Here is a 16024-nt window from a genome sequence, read left to right as displayed (position 1 = left end):
AAGGCCGTCCCTTGGGGGCGGCCTTTTTGTTGGAAGCTTCCATGTGTCTTATGGACGCGAAACCGGACTAACCGAACAAGATGCGTTTTGGCAAAGGCCCAGGGATGCTACACTCCGGTTGACCAACGCTCAGCTTCCACGGAGATCCGGACATGCCCCAGTACAATGACATGATCGAGCTTTCAGTCGATGATATGGATCTGATTGAAACGGCTTTGCGCGACTCGATCGCTTCGTTGTCACATGTTGCTTCGGATGAACCAGAGGACAGCAGGACCGACCGGGAAGACACGTTGAGGCGCATTCACGAACTTCTGGGCAAGCTACACGATCAGAAGGTCTTTTTTCGCCCGCAGAAAGGGGTTTACCTCGGCGGTTAGGGGCTTGGTTGTCGCGGATTGCGGGTCAATTCCGCCGCACTGTGTACAGGGGGAACCGGCCCGCGCAACAACATCAGCGCCAGTGTCATTCCGGCCAGTGCCGCAATCGCGGCAACCAACATGGCATTGTCAAAGGCGTTGTCCTGCACATCCCGCAGGGCTTTCGCCAATGTGTCTCCCGCAGTCGGATCCATCCCCGAGATCAATTGCTGTATCTGGTTCGGCGTTCCGTGTGTCAGCGCATGGGCCAGATTCTCGCGCTGGGTTGACCCGGCAGGCAACGCGTCGATCACCTCGGACAGACCTCGGCGTCTGGTAATCGCTTCAGCCAGACCGCCCACCACGGCACCAAGGGTTGCTCCGAAGTAGAGACAGGCGTTGATGACCCCAGAACCCTGCCCCACATGCTGCTCGGGCAGCAGGCGCAGACCCAGACGTGGCAACAGCGAAAAGCAGATGCCCAACCCGACACCGACGATCAGCAGCTTCCACCAGATTTCGGAAAACTGCGTTGTGTTCGTTGTTGCCATCAGCAGCAGGAACCCGCAGGCCATCGCCCCCAGGCCAATGGCGATCGGCCATTGAAAGCTGTAGGGGGCAAGAAAGCGGGGTGCGGTGGCCGATATCAAAAACATGCTGAGGCTGAGCGGCATGATCGCCAGCCCCGCACCGATGGACGAATACCCAAAGGCATCGGGCGATTGGACGAATGTATTGAAATAGACGAAGAAGCAGAACAGCGTGAAGCCAGTAAAGAACATCCCCGCCGCAGCCATCAGATAACGCGGATGGCGAAAGTACCGAAGCTCGATCAAAGGATCGTCGCTGCGGCGGGATACGATGACAAGGGCAATTGTCGACACGGCCGCCACGACCAGGGGCACCAGTGTCAAAGGCGAAGTCCACCCGCCGCTTTCCCCGTTGCTGAGCGCAAAGGACAATGGCCCGAGGAAAAACAGAATGGCAACGGCCCCCGCATAATCGAACTTTGCCCCGGCAAGGCGGGTATCGGGAACGTATTTCCGTTTGCTGACATGCAGCCCGATGGCAAAGGCCACAGCCAGCAGAACCAGGTCGGCTGCAAAGACGGCGCGCCAGCTGACATAGTGGCCGAAAGCGCCACCGACGATGGGCCCGACACCGATCGCCAGACCGACAATCGCCCCCCAGACGCCGGTAACGCTGGCGCGCTGCTCTTCAGGCGTGGCCGCCGTCAACAGTGACAGGGACGTGCCGAACAAAGCAGCCGCGCCCGCGCCTTGCGCGCCGCGCCCGATAAGCAGCATCGCCCCATCCTGCGCCAACAGGGCAAAGGCAGACCCGATTGCAAAGACGATCATGCCAAAAAAGAACACGCCCATCTTGCCGGTAATGTCACCCAGCCGGCTGACGATGCAGACAAGTGTGGCGCTGGTCACGGAATACGTGGCCATCACCCATTGCAAACCCGACGGGGTCAAATCGAACTCGGCCCTGAGATTGGGCAATATGGTGGACACAGCGGTGGTGTTGAACCCCACGACCATCATGCAGATGGCCGTCATGGCCAGCACCACGCGGGCGCGGGACTGCGGAGATACACTTGCCGAGCTCTCATCGGCCATAAAACACCCACTGACGAAGAATGTTAAATACAATCATCATCAGTTTAACGATTTCTGGCCCTGCGCATAGAGTTGCGTCAGATCCAGTAAGACAGCGCAACGGGCAGCACCAGCACAGTACCGAGCGTCGAGACAAGAATGAACCCCGCCACATCCGGCCCGTATTCCGGAACATGCTGGTCGATAAACAGATAAGTCGCCACGGAAGAAGGCATCAGGCAACACAGGATCAGCACACCCCGCTCGGTTCCCGTGAAACCAAACAACCAGATCAGAACACTGGCAATTGCAACCGCCATCGCCAGATGCAGGGCCGTTAGCAGAACCGCGCGACCCAGGCTTTTCACACGCAGCGTAGCGAGCGTATGCCCCAGGGTCAGCAGCATGAGCGGGATGGACAATCCACCCAAAATGTCAAAGGACTTTGCGACCGGTTGCGGCAGGCTCTGCCCCGTTGCCATCAGGATCAGGGCGAGGCCCACGGCATAAATAATCGGGGACGTCGCCAGTTTCCTGGGCGAGAATTCTCCGGCCGGGATCCACATGCCGACGGTGAAGATGCTGATCAGCACAACCACCACGAACGCCATGGTATAGGCCATACCTGCATCGCCCAGCGCCAGCAAAGTGATTGGCAGGCCGATGTTGCCGACATTCCCGTGCATCAACGGCGTCAGAAAGGCCCTCACCGGCAAGCGAAGAACCTTGAGCCCGACATACCCCAACACCCCGAAACCGGCCACCGCAAGGGCAGCGGCGGTCATCATGTCAAGAAACGTGCCCACGGCCAGTTTGGTGCTCGACAGATGAGAAATGATCAATGTCGGATAGCCGACTTTTGAGACGATCCCGCCAATGACCTTGTTGTCGAAAGGCGCCTGAATCACGGCAAGAACATAGCCAATACCAGCGCAGATCAGGACAGGCAGAACCACGTTCAAAACATTCAGGAACAGGTGCTCCAAGCAAAAAACTCCTTGCCGAAACCGTTTGTCGACAGTGAATCAGTGCCATTGCAATGGCAAGCGCCCTGTGTAACCCGTGCACGGCGTTGGGTTTTCCCGATTGGAGTCTGATATTGCCCGAAAGCGCCGCTTGAGGTTCTTTCCTTCGCCGCCGACACAACATATAGTGGCTGACAACAACGTGTAGTGAAGCACGGCGGGACTTGGGAATACAAGCATGGCACATATCATTGTGGTCGGGAACGAAAAGGGTGGCGCAGGCAAATCGACCGTGTCGATGCATGTGGCGACCGCGCTGGCCCGATTGGGACACAAGGTCAGCACGTTGGATCTGGATCTGCGTCAGCGCAGTCTGGGACGATACTTCGAGAACCGCAACAACTTCCTCAAGAGCTCGGACCTGACCCTTCCCAGCCCGCGCCATCACGACCTGCCCGAGATCGATGCCGCAACGTTGAAACCGGGCGAGAACATCTATGACCATCGCCTGTCTGCTGCCGTATCCCAGCTGGAAAGCGACAGCGACTTTATTCTGATCGACTGCCCGGGGTCTCACACCCGTCTGAGTCAGGTGGCGCATTCGCTGGCCGACACCCTGATCACCCCGTTGAACGACAGCTTCATTGACTTCGACCTTTTGGCGCGGATCGACTCGAAGGGCGAAAAAATCCTTGGCCCGTCCGTCTATTCCGAAATGGTCTGGAACGCTCGTCAACTGCGGGCACAGGCGGGGCTGAAGCCGATCGACTGGGTCGTTGTCCGCAACCGGGTCGGTACGCAGCGCATGGTCAACAAGGAAAAGATGCAACGCGCGATCGAAATGCTGTCCCAGCGCATCGGCTTCCGCGTCGCCTCGGGCTTTTCCGAGAGGGTTATCTTCCGCGAACTGTTCCCGCGCGGCCTGACCCTGTTGGACCTGAAGGACATAGGCGTCAAACAGCTGAACATCTCGAACATCGCCGCCCGGCAGGAATTGCGTGACATGATGAAAGAGCTGAACCTGCCGGGTGTAGAGATTGATTTCTGATCAGCTGTCCCGGCGACCGCCATGCCGACAAAGTGAGCTGCGCGGCGGCTGAGCGTCACACTGCTCGCCCCGGCCGGCCCGCGAGGCGATGTCTATCTCATGACGGAGAGTACGTTTTGCGTTGGATGCTCAGACTGCATTTCCCGGATCGCATGGCGAAGGGATCTCCGAGAGCGGGCTTCGTCGGTGGCCGGATGCGGTGAAAGCCGGGCGGTCAGCTGCGGCTGATCTTCGGCGACGTGACGGTCGAGCCCGCCGCCGACACCTCGGCACGGCTCGGGGGCGACGGCATTCAGAATTCCCGGCTTCGAAGATTTCCTTCGGTCAGATGTCGTCAAGCTTCGGCTTGCAGGCCGGCTTTACGAAGACTGTTCATCAGTTTCCTCTGAAACGAGTCATCGAATTGCCAGATTGAAAAAATGTCCCGCGCCTTTGATGCGAAATTTGGCTGTAGCGCCCGCAGTTCATTCAATGACGCCTGGGCCGCTTCTTGATTCCCCAACTCACCATTCAAGGCAGCCCCCCACAGATGCGTCCAAAAGAAGTTCGGCATGTCGATTTGATCCAGAATTGTCAGGGCCCGCTGGTGGTTTCCCTGATCGAACTCATAAATGACACGCGGGAAACGATACCAGTGCGGATGGACCGGGTTCAGGGCGATGGCCCGTTCCACGAAGGTCAGCCCTTCGTCCCATTCGCCACTGAAGGCCAATCTCATTCCGTAATGCGCCAGAACAGCCGTGTCATTCGGGCTCAGATCAATTGCGACCTGACCCGCCTGGCGAAACCCCTGAATATCGCCAAGAACAAAGCGCATGTTGGCCAGCATCAAATGCCCGGCAGCCAAATTTGGATCAATCTCCACCGCCCGACGCGCAGCCGCATCCGCGGCGGCAAAAAGATCTTGGCGGTCTCCGCCAAGACTAAACCGGACTTGTTGAAGATACAGGTTGGACAGTACTGCCCACGCTTCGGCATAGTCGGGGTTTTGTTCAAGCGCTCTCAGGATACAGGCCTTGATTGCGTGGTGCCGATCAAGATCGATTGTGACCTGATAGCTGTAGTAACTCAACACGCAGTCAAGGGCATCACGGTTTCCGGGCGGGGTGCGCGCCGCCTTCTTCATCGCGTCTTGCGTAAGAACACCGTATTTACCCGCAAGTTTTCCGATCACATCCTGTATGACCATGTCTTGCGCGGCATAGATGTCACTGGGTGAGCTGCCAACCTTGTATTCGTGAACCCAGATGTAGCGCTGGCTCTTGAGGTCTATGAGACGGGCAGACAATTCTACCGTGTCGCCCATGTCCATGACACTGCCTTCCAGCGCGAAATCCGCGTCGAACTCTGCGCGCAAAGCTTGTGAATCCGTGCCCCCTTGCGAAAACCTCCGCACGCTGCCCAAAGGGAGAACCCAAATATCACGAAACCGGACCAGCTCGCTGGTCAGTTGCTGTGTAATGCCATCGGCGAAATAGCTTGGCCCCTCACCCAGAGTGTCGAATGGCAGTACCGCAACCACAGGACCCTGCGGCAACGGCTGAACCGAGAGCTGAGCCGTTTTTGTGGGCGACGCAAAAAAAGAAACCCAGATCAAGGCGCAAAGTACCAAAGCCCCGAAAACAGCCAATCCAGCCCTGAAAAATCGCCGGGGGCCGAAGCCGGAAACAAGAGGGGGCGCAGGCTGTGCCGGTACTGGTTCCGCCGGGGAGGCAACGCTTTCAAACCTTGGGGCATAGCCGCCCTTGGGAATGGTCAATCGAATGGGATCTGATCGGCCGGGCCCAGCATAGTAGCCGTCTATATCTTGACGCAGTCGCCTCGCTTCAAGCCTGACAATCGGATCAATTTGCTGATCGAAGGTTTCATCCCGGCCGAAAACGGACATGGCGATGGACACGCCTTTGATTTGGTCCGCGCGCCCGGCCAGATACTCATCCACGATATAAGACAGAAAAGCGCGGCGCTGGGGTGTGGCGGTGAAATCTTGATGCTTCAAAAGGCGGTGCAACTGCGCCCGAATGTCATTTTCCGATAAGCCCAACTGAAGAATCCCGGTCCCGTAAAAAGTTCCTATAAATTAAGCACTCAGAGAGCTACGGGAACGTTCATACATGGGATTGAACTCGGGTGGCAACATGTTCGCACTTCACTGATCTTTTTCTCAGGTTAGCAGGAACGTGCAGTTTGCCACGCAGGCAGGCGCCGGAGCCTCAAGGAAGTGGCATTTGTGTTCAAAACAGCTACCGTCCCGTGCGGACGGTCTGATTTTCCCTAGTGGTGTGATTTTATTGCTGCTTCCTTGTCGCTTTCGTTATTTGCATTCAACTCGACAGGAACCGTTTGAACATGGCACGCCGACATACACTTTTTTTCTCTACCGCGCTTTCGATTTTGACGGCTGGTGCCGCGGTCGCGCAGGATCACTTTGACCCCAAGGGCAAGATGCCATCGAAATTCACGGTCGAATTTCAGGAGCAGATGCGCGACTCTCTACCATTTGACGATCAGCGCGATTTTGAAGAAAGCCGCAAAGGTCTGATCGCCGTTCCGGATTATCGCCAAATCAAGACCGAAGACGGCACTGTCGCGTGGGACATCGGCAGCTATGACTTCCTGTTGGAAGAAGGGCAGGATTTCGACTCGATCCATCCATCGCTGCAACGTCAGGCGATCCTGAACATGAACTATGGTCTTTACGAGATTCTGGAAGGCAAGATCTATCAGGTGCGCGGCTTCGATCTGTCGAACATCTCGTTCATCCGCGGCGAGACCGGCTGGATCATCTTCGATCCACTGGCATCGAAGGAAACGGCGGCGGCGGCGTTGAAACTGTTGAATGACACGGTAGGCGAGTTGCCGGTCAAGGCGGTTGTCTATTCGCACTCACATGCCGACCATTACGGCGGTGTCCGTGGTGTCATCACCGATGAAGATGTGGCCAATGGGGTCGAGGTCATCGCACCCGAAGGGTTCATGGAACATGCAGTGTCCGAGAACGTCTATGCAGGAAACGTGATGAACCGCCGTCTGTTCTTCCAATACGGTGTTTTGCTGCCGCGCGATCCGCATGGTCATGTGGATCAGTCGATCGGCAAGAACATCTCGGCCGGAACCACCGGCTTGATCGAGCCGACCCGCTATGTCTCGGACGATTATGAAGAGATCACCATCGACGGTGTGCGCATGATCTTCCAGAATACGCCTGGCACCGAAGCCCCTGCCGAGATGAACACCTATTTCCCCGACCTCAAGGCGTTCTGGGCTGCGGAAAACATCACCGGCACGATCCACAACATCTATACCCTGCGCGGCGCGCTGGTCCGCGATGCGCTCAGCTGGTCGAAGCATATCAATGACGCGCTTTATGAGTTCGGGCAGGAAGCTGAGTTGATGTTCGCTTCGCATTCCTGGCCGCGTTTCGGCAATGATCGCATTCAAGAGGTCATGCGTGCACAGCGCGACACCTACGCCAACCTCAACAACGGAGTGTTGAATCTGGCTAACAAGGGTGTGACCATCAATGAGGTCCATAATGTCTATGAGGTCCCCGAAAGTCTTCGGCAGCAATGGGCTGCGCGCAGCTATCACGGCTCGGTCGAACATAACAGCCGGGCAGTGATCAACCGGTATCTTGGGTATTGGGATGCGAACCCGACCACCTTGACGCCTCTGTCGCCCCAGGACAGCGCACCACTGTATGTTGAGATGATGGGCGGTGCCGATCCGATCCTGTCCAAGGGGCAGGACTTGATTGACGCAGGGCAATACTTGCACGCAACCGAGATCCTGAACAAACTGGTCTATGCCGAACCGGAAAATCAGCAAGCCAAGGACCTGCTGGCTGATGCGTTCGAGCAGATCGGCTATCAAAAAGAAAGCCCTTCGGTTCGCAACTCGTTCCTTGGTGCCGCTTACGAATTGCGCAACGGCATCCCGCAAGGTGCAACTATCGAAACCACCGGCCCTGACACGATCCGGGCGATGGAAACCTCAATGTGGCTTGATTTCATAGCCATCCGCGTCAACAGCGAAAAGGCGGCGGGTATGGAATTCACGATCAACCTGTCGATTCCGGACCGGGATGAAAACATCGTCGTCGAGATGAGCAACGCCACGCTGACCCACATCGTTGATCGAAAGGCACCCGACGCAGACCTGTCGATCGTCTTGAACAGAGCGGATCTGGAGAAAGTCATGACCGGAGAGAGCAAGCTTGTCGATATGCTGGCGGACGGAACCGCTCAATCCGAGGGCAACACCGATGTTGTGTCGCAATTGGCTTCGACTCTGGACCAGTTTGATCTTGGGTTCGAGTTGATGCCCGGAACCGGAGCCGCGGACCTGACAGCGCCAGCCAATGACTTTGCTCAACCGCCGCTGGCGAACTCAAACGGAGGCTGAGTTCTACATGGATTGAAACTGGCAAGACCCAAGTCGGCATGGATTCATGGCAGCAGGAATAAAGCTGGCAAAACCCAAGACCGGCTTGGGTCACCTTTTCCGGCAGATATCAGAATTATGTGAGGTTCTGTCGCTTGTCCCCGGTGCAGCATCGGTGGATCTGGGTTCGAACCAGATACTGGCTCAAATCCACAACATACGCGATTATCCGATCAATCCCGGCGGGTCAAAGGCGTTCCATCACGTTTTTCAGCTTCGGCACCGCTGGAAGGAATAGCCGCAGTTTCAATTGGTTTCCGATGGCCCGCCGGGGCTGTACACCGTAAACAGCTCTTTCGGTTCATTCACCCCGCGCAGCATGTAGCGACCGACCGAGACAAGCTCCTGCGCGCAGGGCTGTGCAGCGCGGGCGACATCATCCGAGATCAGGATCCTCTGACCCAAAGACCGGTGCATTCCCGCAATGCGGGCGGCCTGGTTGACAGCCGGGCCGATCACCGTGAAGTCCAGCCGGGTCTCGGACCCGATATTGCCATAGAGAATCTCGCCCGAATGCAAGGCCAGCGTATAGTTGGCCACCGGCAGACCCTGCGCGCGGCGCCTTGCGTTCAGTTCATCCATGCGGGACTGCAATAAGGGCACGGCCTCAAGCGCGGCACGGGCGTCTTCGTCGATCTCTCCGACATCGAACATTGCCATCAGGCCGTCACCCATGAATTTCAGGATGTTGCCGCCCTTGTCATGCACCACACCCACGGCGACGGCCAGATAGTCGTTCAGCATGTCGATGATCTCATGCCCCGGCAGGTCTTCGGACAGCGTGGTGAAGCCTTCGAGGTCGAAATTCCAGATCACAGCGTCGATTTGCTGCAAAGACCCACGCCGAATTTCACCCGACAGAACCCGGCGACCGGCATCCCGCCCCAGATAAACCCGCATCAAATCCTTGGCCAGTTCCTGGTTCTTGGCGGATTTGAGCGCCAGCCCCAGATGCGGCAGTACAGTTTGTATTTGGTTCAGATCGCTGTCTTCGAATCCGTTCGGTGCGTCGCTGGTCCAGGACATCAGAACACCATCGCTGACCTTTTTCGTACCGTCGGGGCGCAGTTGTCTGGCCCCTTCATATGACAGGCCGGTGGCATAATAATCGGTCGCTCCGATTTCACGCAGATCATTCAACAAGGGAAAGCGGCTGGGTTCATTATGGTCGACCAGTTTGACCCGGATTTCATCCAGATCACCGTTCAGCAGCGTATAGAGTGGGCTTTGCTGCCAAACTTCGCTGGGCGTTTCCGTGAACTCAAATTTCTCGGATTCACCGCCCGCGCCGTTGTACCAGCTGTAACCGGTACCTCCGTAAACCGGATGCAGAGTCGACTGCGCCGCATGAAAGCGCATCAAAGGAATACCCATTTCCACCAATCGGGCACAAAACCCTTCCAACAGCTCTTCTTGCCCGGCGCCCTCCAGCCCCTTGCTGACCAGCCATTCGATCAGGGAATGTGAGAAAACTGAAGCGGAATCTGGCAATGTCATTTTGTTGTCCGTATCAAGTATGATCCCCATTTGGGGGCAGGCCGCGTCAATTGCCATAGGTCAGTCCAAACCAGCCAACCTTTGCAGCATTTGTCGCAATAACGCGGCCTCTTCCGGTTTGAACAGGCCTGACAGTTTCGCATCGTAATTGGCAGCTACGCCGCGCAGGTCACGATACACAGCTTGCCCTGCTGGTGTTAGTGTCAACCATTCCGCCCGCCGATCCGCTTCGTCCCGTGTGCGTTTCAGGTATCGACGCTGTTCCAGCTTGGCGACAGCACGGCTGATTTTGGTTTTGTGCATTCTGGCGCGCTCGCCGATTTCTTTGGCGGTCATCTCGCCAAACAAACCCAGATGGAACAATACCCGCCATTCGGTTCTGAGCATCCCATAGCGGCCCTTGTAAACTGCCTGAAACTCTAGCGAAGCCCGTTCGGCCGCCTGATTCAGCAGGAAGGGCAGAAAATTTTGCAGATAAAAGTCATCATTTTTTTCGGATTCATCGTGTGTCATGCTTGTTAGTTACAAAATCAACTATTACCCGACAAGCAGCAAACGGAGGAAAACGCAATGAATCGTCCGACTGATCCGCATACGCTGACACAGGCTGCGACGCCTGTCGGAACTCATGCAGGCTATATGCCTGGCTTTGGAAATGACTTTGAAACCGAGGCCCTGCCCGAGGCCCTGCCGCAAGGCATGAACAGCCCGCAACGGTGCAACTATGGTCTTTACGGAGAGCAGCTGAGCGGCACCGCCTTTACCGCCAACCCGCCCGAGCGCACCTGGTGCTATCGAATTCGCCCATCGGTAAAGCACTCACACCGTTATGAAAAAATCGATCTTCCCTACTGGAAATCGGCCCCCTGCATTGATCCGGATGTGATCAGCCTTGGACAATACCGCTGGGATCCTATCCCGCATTCCGATGAAGGTCTGAACTGGATGACGGGTATGCGGACCATGACGACCGCAGGTGACGTGAACACGCAGGTCGGCATGGCAAGCCACATCTATCTGGTCACGGAATCCATGGTGGATGACTATTTCTTTTCGGCTGATTCCGAATTGCTGGTTGTGCCACAGGAAGGACGCCTGCGATTTGCGACGGAATTGGGAATCATCGACCTGGAACCCAAGGAGATCGCTATCATTCCACGCGGTTTGCTGTACCGGGTCGAGGTTCTGGAAGGCCCTGCGCGCGGCTTTGTCTGCGAGAATTACGGTCAGAAGTTTGAACTGCCGGGTCGCGGACCAATCGGTGCCAACTGCATGGCCAACCCGCGCGACTTCAAGGCGCCGGTGGCCGCTTATGAGGATCGTGAAACCCCTTCTACCGTGACAATCAAATGGTGCGGGCAATTCCACACAACCAAGATCGGCCACAGCCCGCTGGATGTCGTGGCATGGCACGGCAACTATGCGCCCTACAAATACGACCTGCGCAACTATTGCCCCGTCGGCGCGATCCTGTTTGACCACCCCGACCCGTCGATCTTTACAGTTCTGACGGCTCCGTCCGGCCAGCCCGGTACGGCCAATATCGACTTTGTCCTGTTCCGTGAACGCTGGATGGTGATGGAAGACACGTTCCGCCCGCCGTGGTACCACAAGAACATCATGTCCGAGCTGATGGGCAACATCTACGGCCAGTACGACGCGAAACCGCAGGGCTTTGTTCCCGGCGGCACAAGCCTACACAACATGATGATCCCACACGGCCCCGACAGGGAGGCCTTCGACAAGGCGTCATACTCAAACCTGGGGCCGGACAAGCTGGACCAGACAATGTCGTTCATGTTCGAAACCCGCTTCCCGCAGCACCTGACCTCGTTTGCCGCCACCGAAGCGCCGTTGCAGGATGACTATATCGACTGCTGGACATCGCTTGAGAAGAAGTTCGACGGAACGCCGGGTAAGAAATGAGCCACCCATCGGTTCAGTTTCATTGCCGTCGTCCTGCCCGCGCTGAACATGCCGGAGTTGAACCGGTTTCCGAGCCAACGTGCCTCGGCAACCGGTGTGCAGTGACGCCTCGTGCATATGACATGCCACAACCGCGGCGGCTTCGTGCTTTTGCTATCGCCGTTCCAAAGCTAAAATCCTCTCGAACCTCTTAGAATATAACAAAATAGGGGCAAGATATGCCTTTGATGACTTCGTGGGTGGCGTCGGCCAATGACGCGACACATCCGTTCCCACTGAACAATTTGCCTTATGGTGTCTTCTCGACCGAAGGTGATGATCCCCGCTGTGGTGTGGCCATCGGTGACATGATCCTCGACGTCACCGCCGCCGAAGCCGAGGGGTTGATCACCCTGAGCGATGAGCCGCTGTTCGACATGCCGTTCTGGAACCCTCTCATGGAGGAAGGCCCAGCCGTCTGGGCGGCCCTGCGTGAGCGGCTGATCAGCCTGCTGGCCGAGGGTTCAGATGAACAAGCCAAGGTCGAACCGCTGCTTGTCAAACAAGAAGATGCGGAAATGCATCTGCCCTTTGCGGTCAGCGAATACACCGATTTCTACGCAGGCCGAAACCATGCCTTCAACGTGGGCACCATGTTCCGGGGGCCGGAAAACGCCCTGCCACCGAACTGGCTGCACATTCCCATTGGTTACAACGGCCGCGCATCTTCGGTCGTGGTATCAGGCACGGATATTCGCCGCCCCTGGGGTCAGTTGAAAGCCCCCGATCAGGACTTGCCCGCCTTCCTGCCCAGTCGCCGTTTTGACATCGAGCTTGAGATGGGCGCGATTGTCGGAACGCCCTCGGATGGTCCGATCACCGTTCAGGAAGCGGATGACAATATCTTCGGCTACGTGCTTCTGAATGACTGGTCTGCGCGCGACATCCAGGCATGGGAATATCAGCCGCTGGGCCCGTTTCAGGCAAAGGCCACGGCAACCTCGATCAGCCCGTGGATCGTGACCAAGGCGGCGCTCGAGCCATTCCGCTGTGACACGCCACCCCGCGAGTTCGAGCTTCTGGATCACCTCAAGGATTGCGGCCCGATGCTTTATGACATCGATCTGGCGATCACCATGGCACCTGCCGGGCAACCCGCCTCGACGATTGCCCGGACCAATTACAACCAGATGTACTATTCCGCTGCGCAGCAATTGGCGCATCACACCACATCAGGATGCCCCATGAACACGGGCGACCTGCTGGGATCGGGAACCATTTCCGGGCCAACCAAACCTGAACGTGGCTCGTTGCTGGAGCTTAGCTGGGGCGGCAAGGAACCTCTGACATTGGACAGCGGTGAAACCCGCAGCTTCATCGACGATGGCGACACGTTGACGCTTACCGGCGCAGCTCGTGGCGACGGCTACACGATCGGCTTCGGTGAATGTGTCGGCACCGTTTTGCCCGCTCTTGAAAACCCATATTCACGATAAGGAACCCACCATGGCCAAGGCATTCGCGTCCCAGGGGGACATGTCGGAAAAAAAGATCAGCTTTACTGAAGTCGGTGAAGGGCTTTATGCCTTTACCGCCGAAGGCGACCCGAATTCGGGTGTAATCATCGGCGACGACAGCGTGATGATTGTCGAGGCGCAGGCGACTCCGCGTCTGGCAAATAAGGTGATCGAATGCGTGCGTTCCGTCACCGACAAACCGATCACGCATGTGGCCCTGACCCACTACCACGCAGTGCGTGTTCTGGGCGCAAGCGCATTCGGCGCGCAGCAGATCCTGATGTCGGACATGGCCCGCGCCATGGTCGTCGAGCGGGGTCAAGAAGACTGGGACAGCGAATTCCAGCGCTTCCCGCGCCTCTTTGAAGGGCATGAAAGCATCCCTGGCCTGACATGGCCCACCACCACCTTCAGCGATACGATGACGGTGTATCTAGGCAACCGCCGGATCGACCTGATGCATCTGGGCCGCGCGCATACAGCTGGCGATATCGTCATCCATGTGCCGGATCAGAACGTGATGTTCACCGGCGATATCGTCGAATATCACTCGGCCTGCTATTGCGGCGACGGTCATTTCAGCGATTGGGGCGACACGCTGGACGAGATCAAGTGGTTCGACGTCGACGCCATCGCACCGGGGCGCGGTAACGCGCTGGTTGGCAAGGACATGGTGAATGCGGCCATCGAGAACACCCGCGATTTTGTCGAAAGCACATACCGGCCGGCGGCGAAGGTTGCCGCGCGCGGCGGGTCCCTGAAAGAGGCCTGGGACGCAGTCCGCGCTGAATGCGATCCGAAGTTCGCCGACTACGCAATCTACGAGCACTGCCTGCCGTTCAACGTGGCCCGCGCCTATGACGAGGCGCGCGGCATTGACACGCCCCGCATCTGGACCGCCCAGCGCGACCTCGAGATGTGGGAAGCCCTGCAAGGCTGACGAAAAACGGTCGAGTTTGATCCAGATCGTTTTTTGCGGCGGGATTCGATGAAACCATAATCTAAGACCTCCGGCGCCCGTCGCCGGGGGACAGGACATGCAGCACATCGGTGCATCTGTTTCGGGGGGAGCCCATGAACAAGATCTTTGAAACGCCGCTTTACGGATATGAACGCAGCCCGGATCTGGACAGCCCGACGCCCGTCAGGCGCAAGGTGATCGTTATCGGTGCGGGGCCGGTTGGTCTGGCCGCCGCCATCGATCTGGCCCAGCAAGGGGTCGAAGTTGTGGTTCTGGACGAGAATGACAAAGTCAGCTTCGGCAGCCGCGCCATCTGTTTTTCTCAGCGCACGCTGGAAATCGCAGACCGGCTGGGTTGCGGCCAGCAATTGGTCGACAAAGGTGTGCTGTGGGACCGGGGCAAGGTCTTTTTCGACGACCGTCAGGTCTATGATTTCAACCTTCAGCCGGACGAAGGTTATGCCAACCCGGCCTTCATAAACTTGCAGCAATACCATTTTGAAAACTTCTTTGTGGAACGCGTGCGCGAGTTGCAGACAGAAGGCGCACCGATTGAAATTCGCGGGCGCAACAAGGTTGACGCAATCGGTACGCACGAAGATCACGTTCGGCTGGAGGTCGAAACCCCCGAAGGCCCTTATACACTCGAGGCCGAATGGCTGATCGCCTGCGATGGTGCCGCGTCGCCCACCCGGCGCATGCTGGGCATCGATTTCGAAGGGCGTGTTTTCGAAGACAATTTCCTGATCGCGGACGTGATCATGGATGCCGATTTCCCCTCGGAACGCTGGTTCTGGTTTGACCCGCCGTTCAATCGCGGGCAATCCGCGCTTTTGCACAAACAACCCGACAATGTCTGGCGTATTGACCTGCAACTGGGTTGGGACATCGACAAGGAACGCGAAAAGCGCCCCGAGAATGTGATCCCGCGCCTCAAGGCGATGCTGGGCGATGACGTCGAGTTTCAGCTGGAGTGGGTCTCGATCTATACGTTCCAGTGTCGCCGCATGGAGAGCTTCCGCAAAGGGCGCGTCCTATTCGCAGGCGACAGCGCGCACCAGGTCAGCCCCTTTGGCGCGCGCGGTGCCAATTCCGGCCTGCAAGACACTGACAACCTGTGCTGGAAACTGAAACTGGTGCTGGATGGGAAAGCCCCCGAAAGCCTGCTGGACAGCTACAACGCGGAACGCGTGCACGGGGCTGATGAGAACATCCAGAAATCCAGCCGCTCCACCGATTTCATCACGCCGAAATCCGAAATGTCGCGGGTTCTGCGGGATGCGGTTCTGGACCTCAGCGAGAAGTACGAATTTGCGCGTCCGTTGGTGAATTCGGGACGCCTGAGTCAACCTTGCACCTATGACGGCTCGACCCTGAATTCTGCCGACGCGCTGGATGGCCCAGCCGAAACGCGCCCCGGCTCGGCCTGCCCGGACGCGCCGCTGGGTGATGCGTTCCTGTTGCCCAAACTGGCAGGCAAATTCACCCTTTTGACGATTGACGCGGATGCCCCGGAGGTGCTGGAAGAAGACGGGGTCGAGGTCACGCGGTTGGCGCTGTCGGTCAAGGATGACCAGACCCTGGCGCTGAAACGTCGCTATCTGGGCGACGCAACCAGCGCGGTTTATCTGATCCGTCCTGATCAGCACGTGGCGGCGCGCCGGGACAGTTATGAAGAAAACAGTTTCCGCCATGCAATCCGCAGAGCCTGTGGTAAGGAGTGAG

At 57.5% G+C, this 16024-nt stretch carries 13 protein-coding genes; 8 read left to right on the top strand and 5 right to left on the bottom strand.

All coding sequences use genetic code 11. The features are described 5' to 3' along the window. The first annotated feature begins 152 nt into the window (after window positions 1-152). The gene (locus I9184_RS17210) at window positions 153-380 is read left to right on the top strand and encodes a hypothetical protein (RefSeq protein WP_171637644.1); all 228 of its coding nucleotides are present in this window, start codon (window positions 153-155) and stop codon (window positions 378-380) included. Here I9184_RS17210 and I9184_RS17205 read toward each other — a convergent pair. Next, entirely contained in the window at window positions 377-1984 is a 1608-nt protein-coding gene (locus I9184_RS17205) for an MFS transporter (protein ID WP_171724820.1), read from the bottom strand. The genes I9184_RS17210 and I9184_RS17205 overlap by 4 nt on opposite strands. A gap of 77 nt (window positions 1985-2061) precedes the next feature. Then, window positions 2062-2949: an AEC family transporter gene (locus I9184_RS17200; protein ID WP_209835268.1), complete on the bottom strand. Its 888-nt coding sequence runs from the start codon at window positions 2947-2949 to the stop codon at window positions 2062-2064. Window positions 2950-3166: 217 nt separating this feature from the next. Here I9184_RS17200 and I9184_RS17195 point away from each other — a divergent pair, with 217 nt between their 5' ends. Further along, a complete protein-coding gene (locus I9184_RS17195; RefSeq protein WP_152457022.1) occupies window positions 3167-3976 on the top strand; it encodes a division plane positioning ATPase MipZ in 810 nt (269 codons plus the stop codon). Between the two features lie 334 nt (window positions 3977-4310). On the opposite strand, the gene I9184_RS17190 is transcribed toward I9184_RS17195, so the two are convergent. After that, window positions 4311-5975: a hypothetical protein gene (locus tag I9184_RS17190; RefSeq protein WP_209835267.1), complete on the bottom strand. Its 1665-nt coding sequence runs from the start codon at window positions 5973-5975 to the stop codon at window positions 4311-4313. A 350-nt stretch (window positions 5976-6325) separates the two neighbouring features. Here I9184_RS17190 and I9184_RS17185 point away from each other — a divergent pair, with 350 nt between their 5' ends. Both I9184_RS17185 and I9184_RS17180 read left to right on the top strand, forming a co-directional pair. Further along, window positions 6326-8380, top strand: a complete 2055-nt coding sequence (locus I9184_RS17185; protein WP_245218194.1) for an alkyl sulfatase dimerization domain-containing protein — start codon at window positions 6326-6328, stop codon at window positions 8378-8380. 46 nt (window positions 8381-8426) lie between these two features. After that, on the top strand, window positions 8427-8657 hold the full coding sequence (locus tag I9184_RS17180) for a hypothetical protein (RefSeq protein ID WP_209835266.1): 231 nt from the start codon (window positions 8427-8429) through the stop codon (window positions 8655-8657). An 8-nt stretch (window positions 8658-8665) separates the two neighbouring features. Here I9184_RS17180 and I9184_RS17175 read toward each other — a convergent pair whose 3' ends face one another. Together I9184_RS17175 and I9184_RS17170 are read right to left on the bottom strand one after the other, a co-directional pair. Further along, window positions 8666-9916, bottom strand: a complete 1251-nt coding sequence (locus I9184_RS17175; RefSeq protein ID WP_171637654.1) for an adenylate/guanylate cyclase domain-containing protein — start codon at window positions 9914-9916, stop codon at window positions 8666-8668. Between the two features lie 60 nt (window positions 9917-9976). Next, window positions 9977-10429, bottom strand: coding sequence for a MarR family transcriptional regulator (locus I9184_RS17170; RefSeq protein ID WP_171120356.1), 453 nt, complete (start codon window positions 10427-10429; stop codon window positions 9977-9979). Window positions 10430-10486: 57 nt separating this feature from the next. Here I9184_RS17170 and hmgA point away from each other — a divergent pair, with 57 nt between their 5' ends. From hmgA to I9184_RS17150, 4 genes are all read left to right on the top strand, one after another. Continuing rightward, entirely contained in the window at window positions 10487-11842 is a 1356-nt protein-coding gene (gene hmgA / locus I9184_RS17165) for a homogentisate 1,2-dioxygenase (RefSeq protein ID WP_171232726.1), read from the top strand. 218 nt (window positions 11843-12060) lie between these two features. After that, entirely contained in the window at window positions 12061-13317 is a 1257-nt protein-coding gene (fahA, locus tag I9184_RS17160) for a fumarylacetoacetase (protein WP_209835265.1), read from the top strand. 10 nt (window positions 13318-13327) lie between these two features. Continuing rightward, window positions 13328-14278: an MBL fold metallo-hydrolase gene (locus I9184_RS17155; RefSeq protein ID WP_209835264.1), complete on the top strand. Its 951-nt coding sequence runs from the start codon at window positions 13328-13330 to the stop codon at window positions 14276-14278. Window positions 14279-14412: 134 nt separating this feature from the next. Continuing rightward, window positions 14413-16023 carry an FAD-dependent oxidoreductase gene (locus I9184_RS17150; RefSeq protein ID WP_209835263.1) on the top strand — a complete coding sequence of 537 codons (1611 nt, stop codon included), beginning with the start codon at window positions 14413-14415 and terminating at the stop codon, window positions 16021-16023. Window position 16024: the final 1 nt, after the last annotated feature.

It is taken from the genome of Ruegeria sp. HKCCE3926 (assembly GCF_017872515.1).
Classification (GTDB): Bacteria; Pseudomonadota; Alphaproteobacteria; order Rhodobacterales; family Rhodobacteraceae; genus Ruegeria.
The sequence above is the reverse complement of the archived record's forward strand: the minus strand, read 5'-3'. Positions and strand labels throughout refer to the sequence as shown.

Excerpts from the sequence above, each read along its gene's own strand:
- I9184_RS17210 (WP_171637644.1), top strand. The coding sequence starts at position 153 with ATGCCCCAGTACAATGACATGATCGAGCTTTCAGTCGATGATATGGAT.
- I9184_RS17170 (WP_171120356.1), bottom strand. The coding sequence starts at position 10,429 with ATGACACACGATGAATCCGAAAAAAATGATGACTTTTATCTGCAAAAT.
- I9184_RS17185 (WP_245218194.1), top strand. The coding sequence starts at position 6,326 with ATGGCACGCCGACATACACTTTTTTTCTCTACCGCGCTTTCGATTTTG.
- fahA (WP_209835265.1), top strand. The coding sequence starts at position 12,061 with ATGCCTTTGATGACTTCGTGGGTGGCGTCGGCCAATGACGCGACACAT.
- I9184_RS17175 (WP_171637654.1), bottom strand. The coding sequence starts at position 9,916 with ATGACATTGCCAGATTCCGCTTCAGTTTTCTCACATTCCCTGATCGAA.
- I9184_RS17150 (WP_209835263.1), top strand. The coding sequence starts at position 14,413 with ATGAACAAGATCTTTGAAACGCCGCTTTACGGATATGAACGCAGCCCG.
- I9184_RS17195 (WP_152457022.1), top strand. The coding sequence starts at position 3,167 with ATGGCACATATCATTGTGGTCGGGAACGAAAAGGGTGGCGCAGGCAAA.
- I9184_RS17155 (WP_209835264.1), top strand. The coding sequence starts at position 13,328 with ATGGCCAAGGCATTCGCGTCCCAGGGGGACATGTCGGAAAAAAAGATC.
- hmgA (WP_171232726.1), top strand. The coding sequence starts at position 10,487 with ATGAATCGTCCGACTGATCCGCATACGCTGACACAGGCTGCGACGCCT.
- I9184_RS17205 (WP_171724820.1), bottom strand. The coding sequence starts at position 1,984 with ATGGCCGATGAGAGCTCGGCAAGTGTATCTCCGCAGTCCCGCGCCCGC.
- I9184_RS17180 (WP_209835266.1), top strand. The coding sequence starts at position 8,427 with ATGGCAGCAGGAATAAAGCTGGCAAAACCCAAGACCGGCTTGGGTCAC.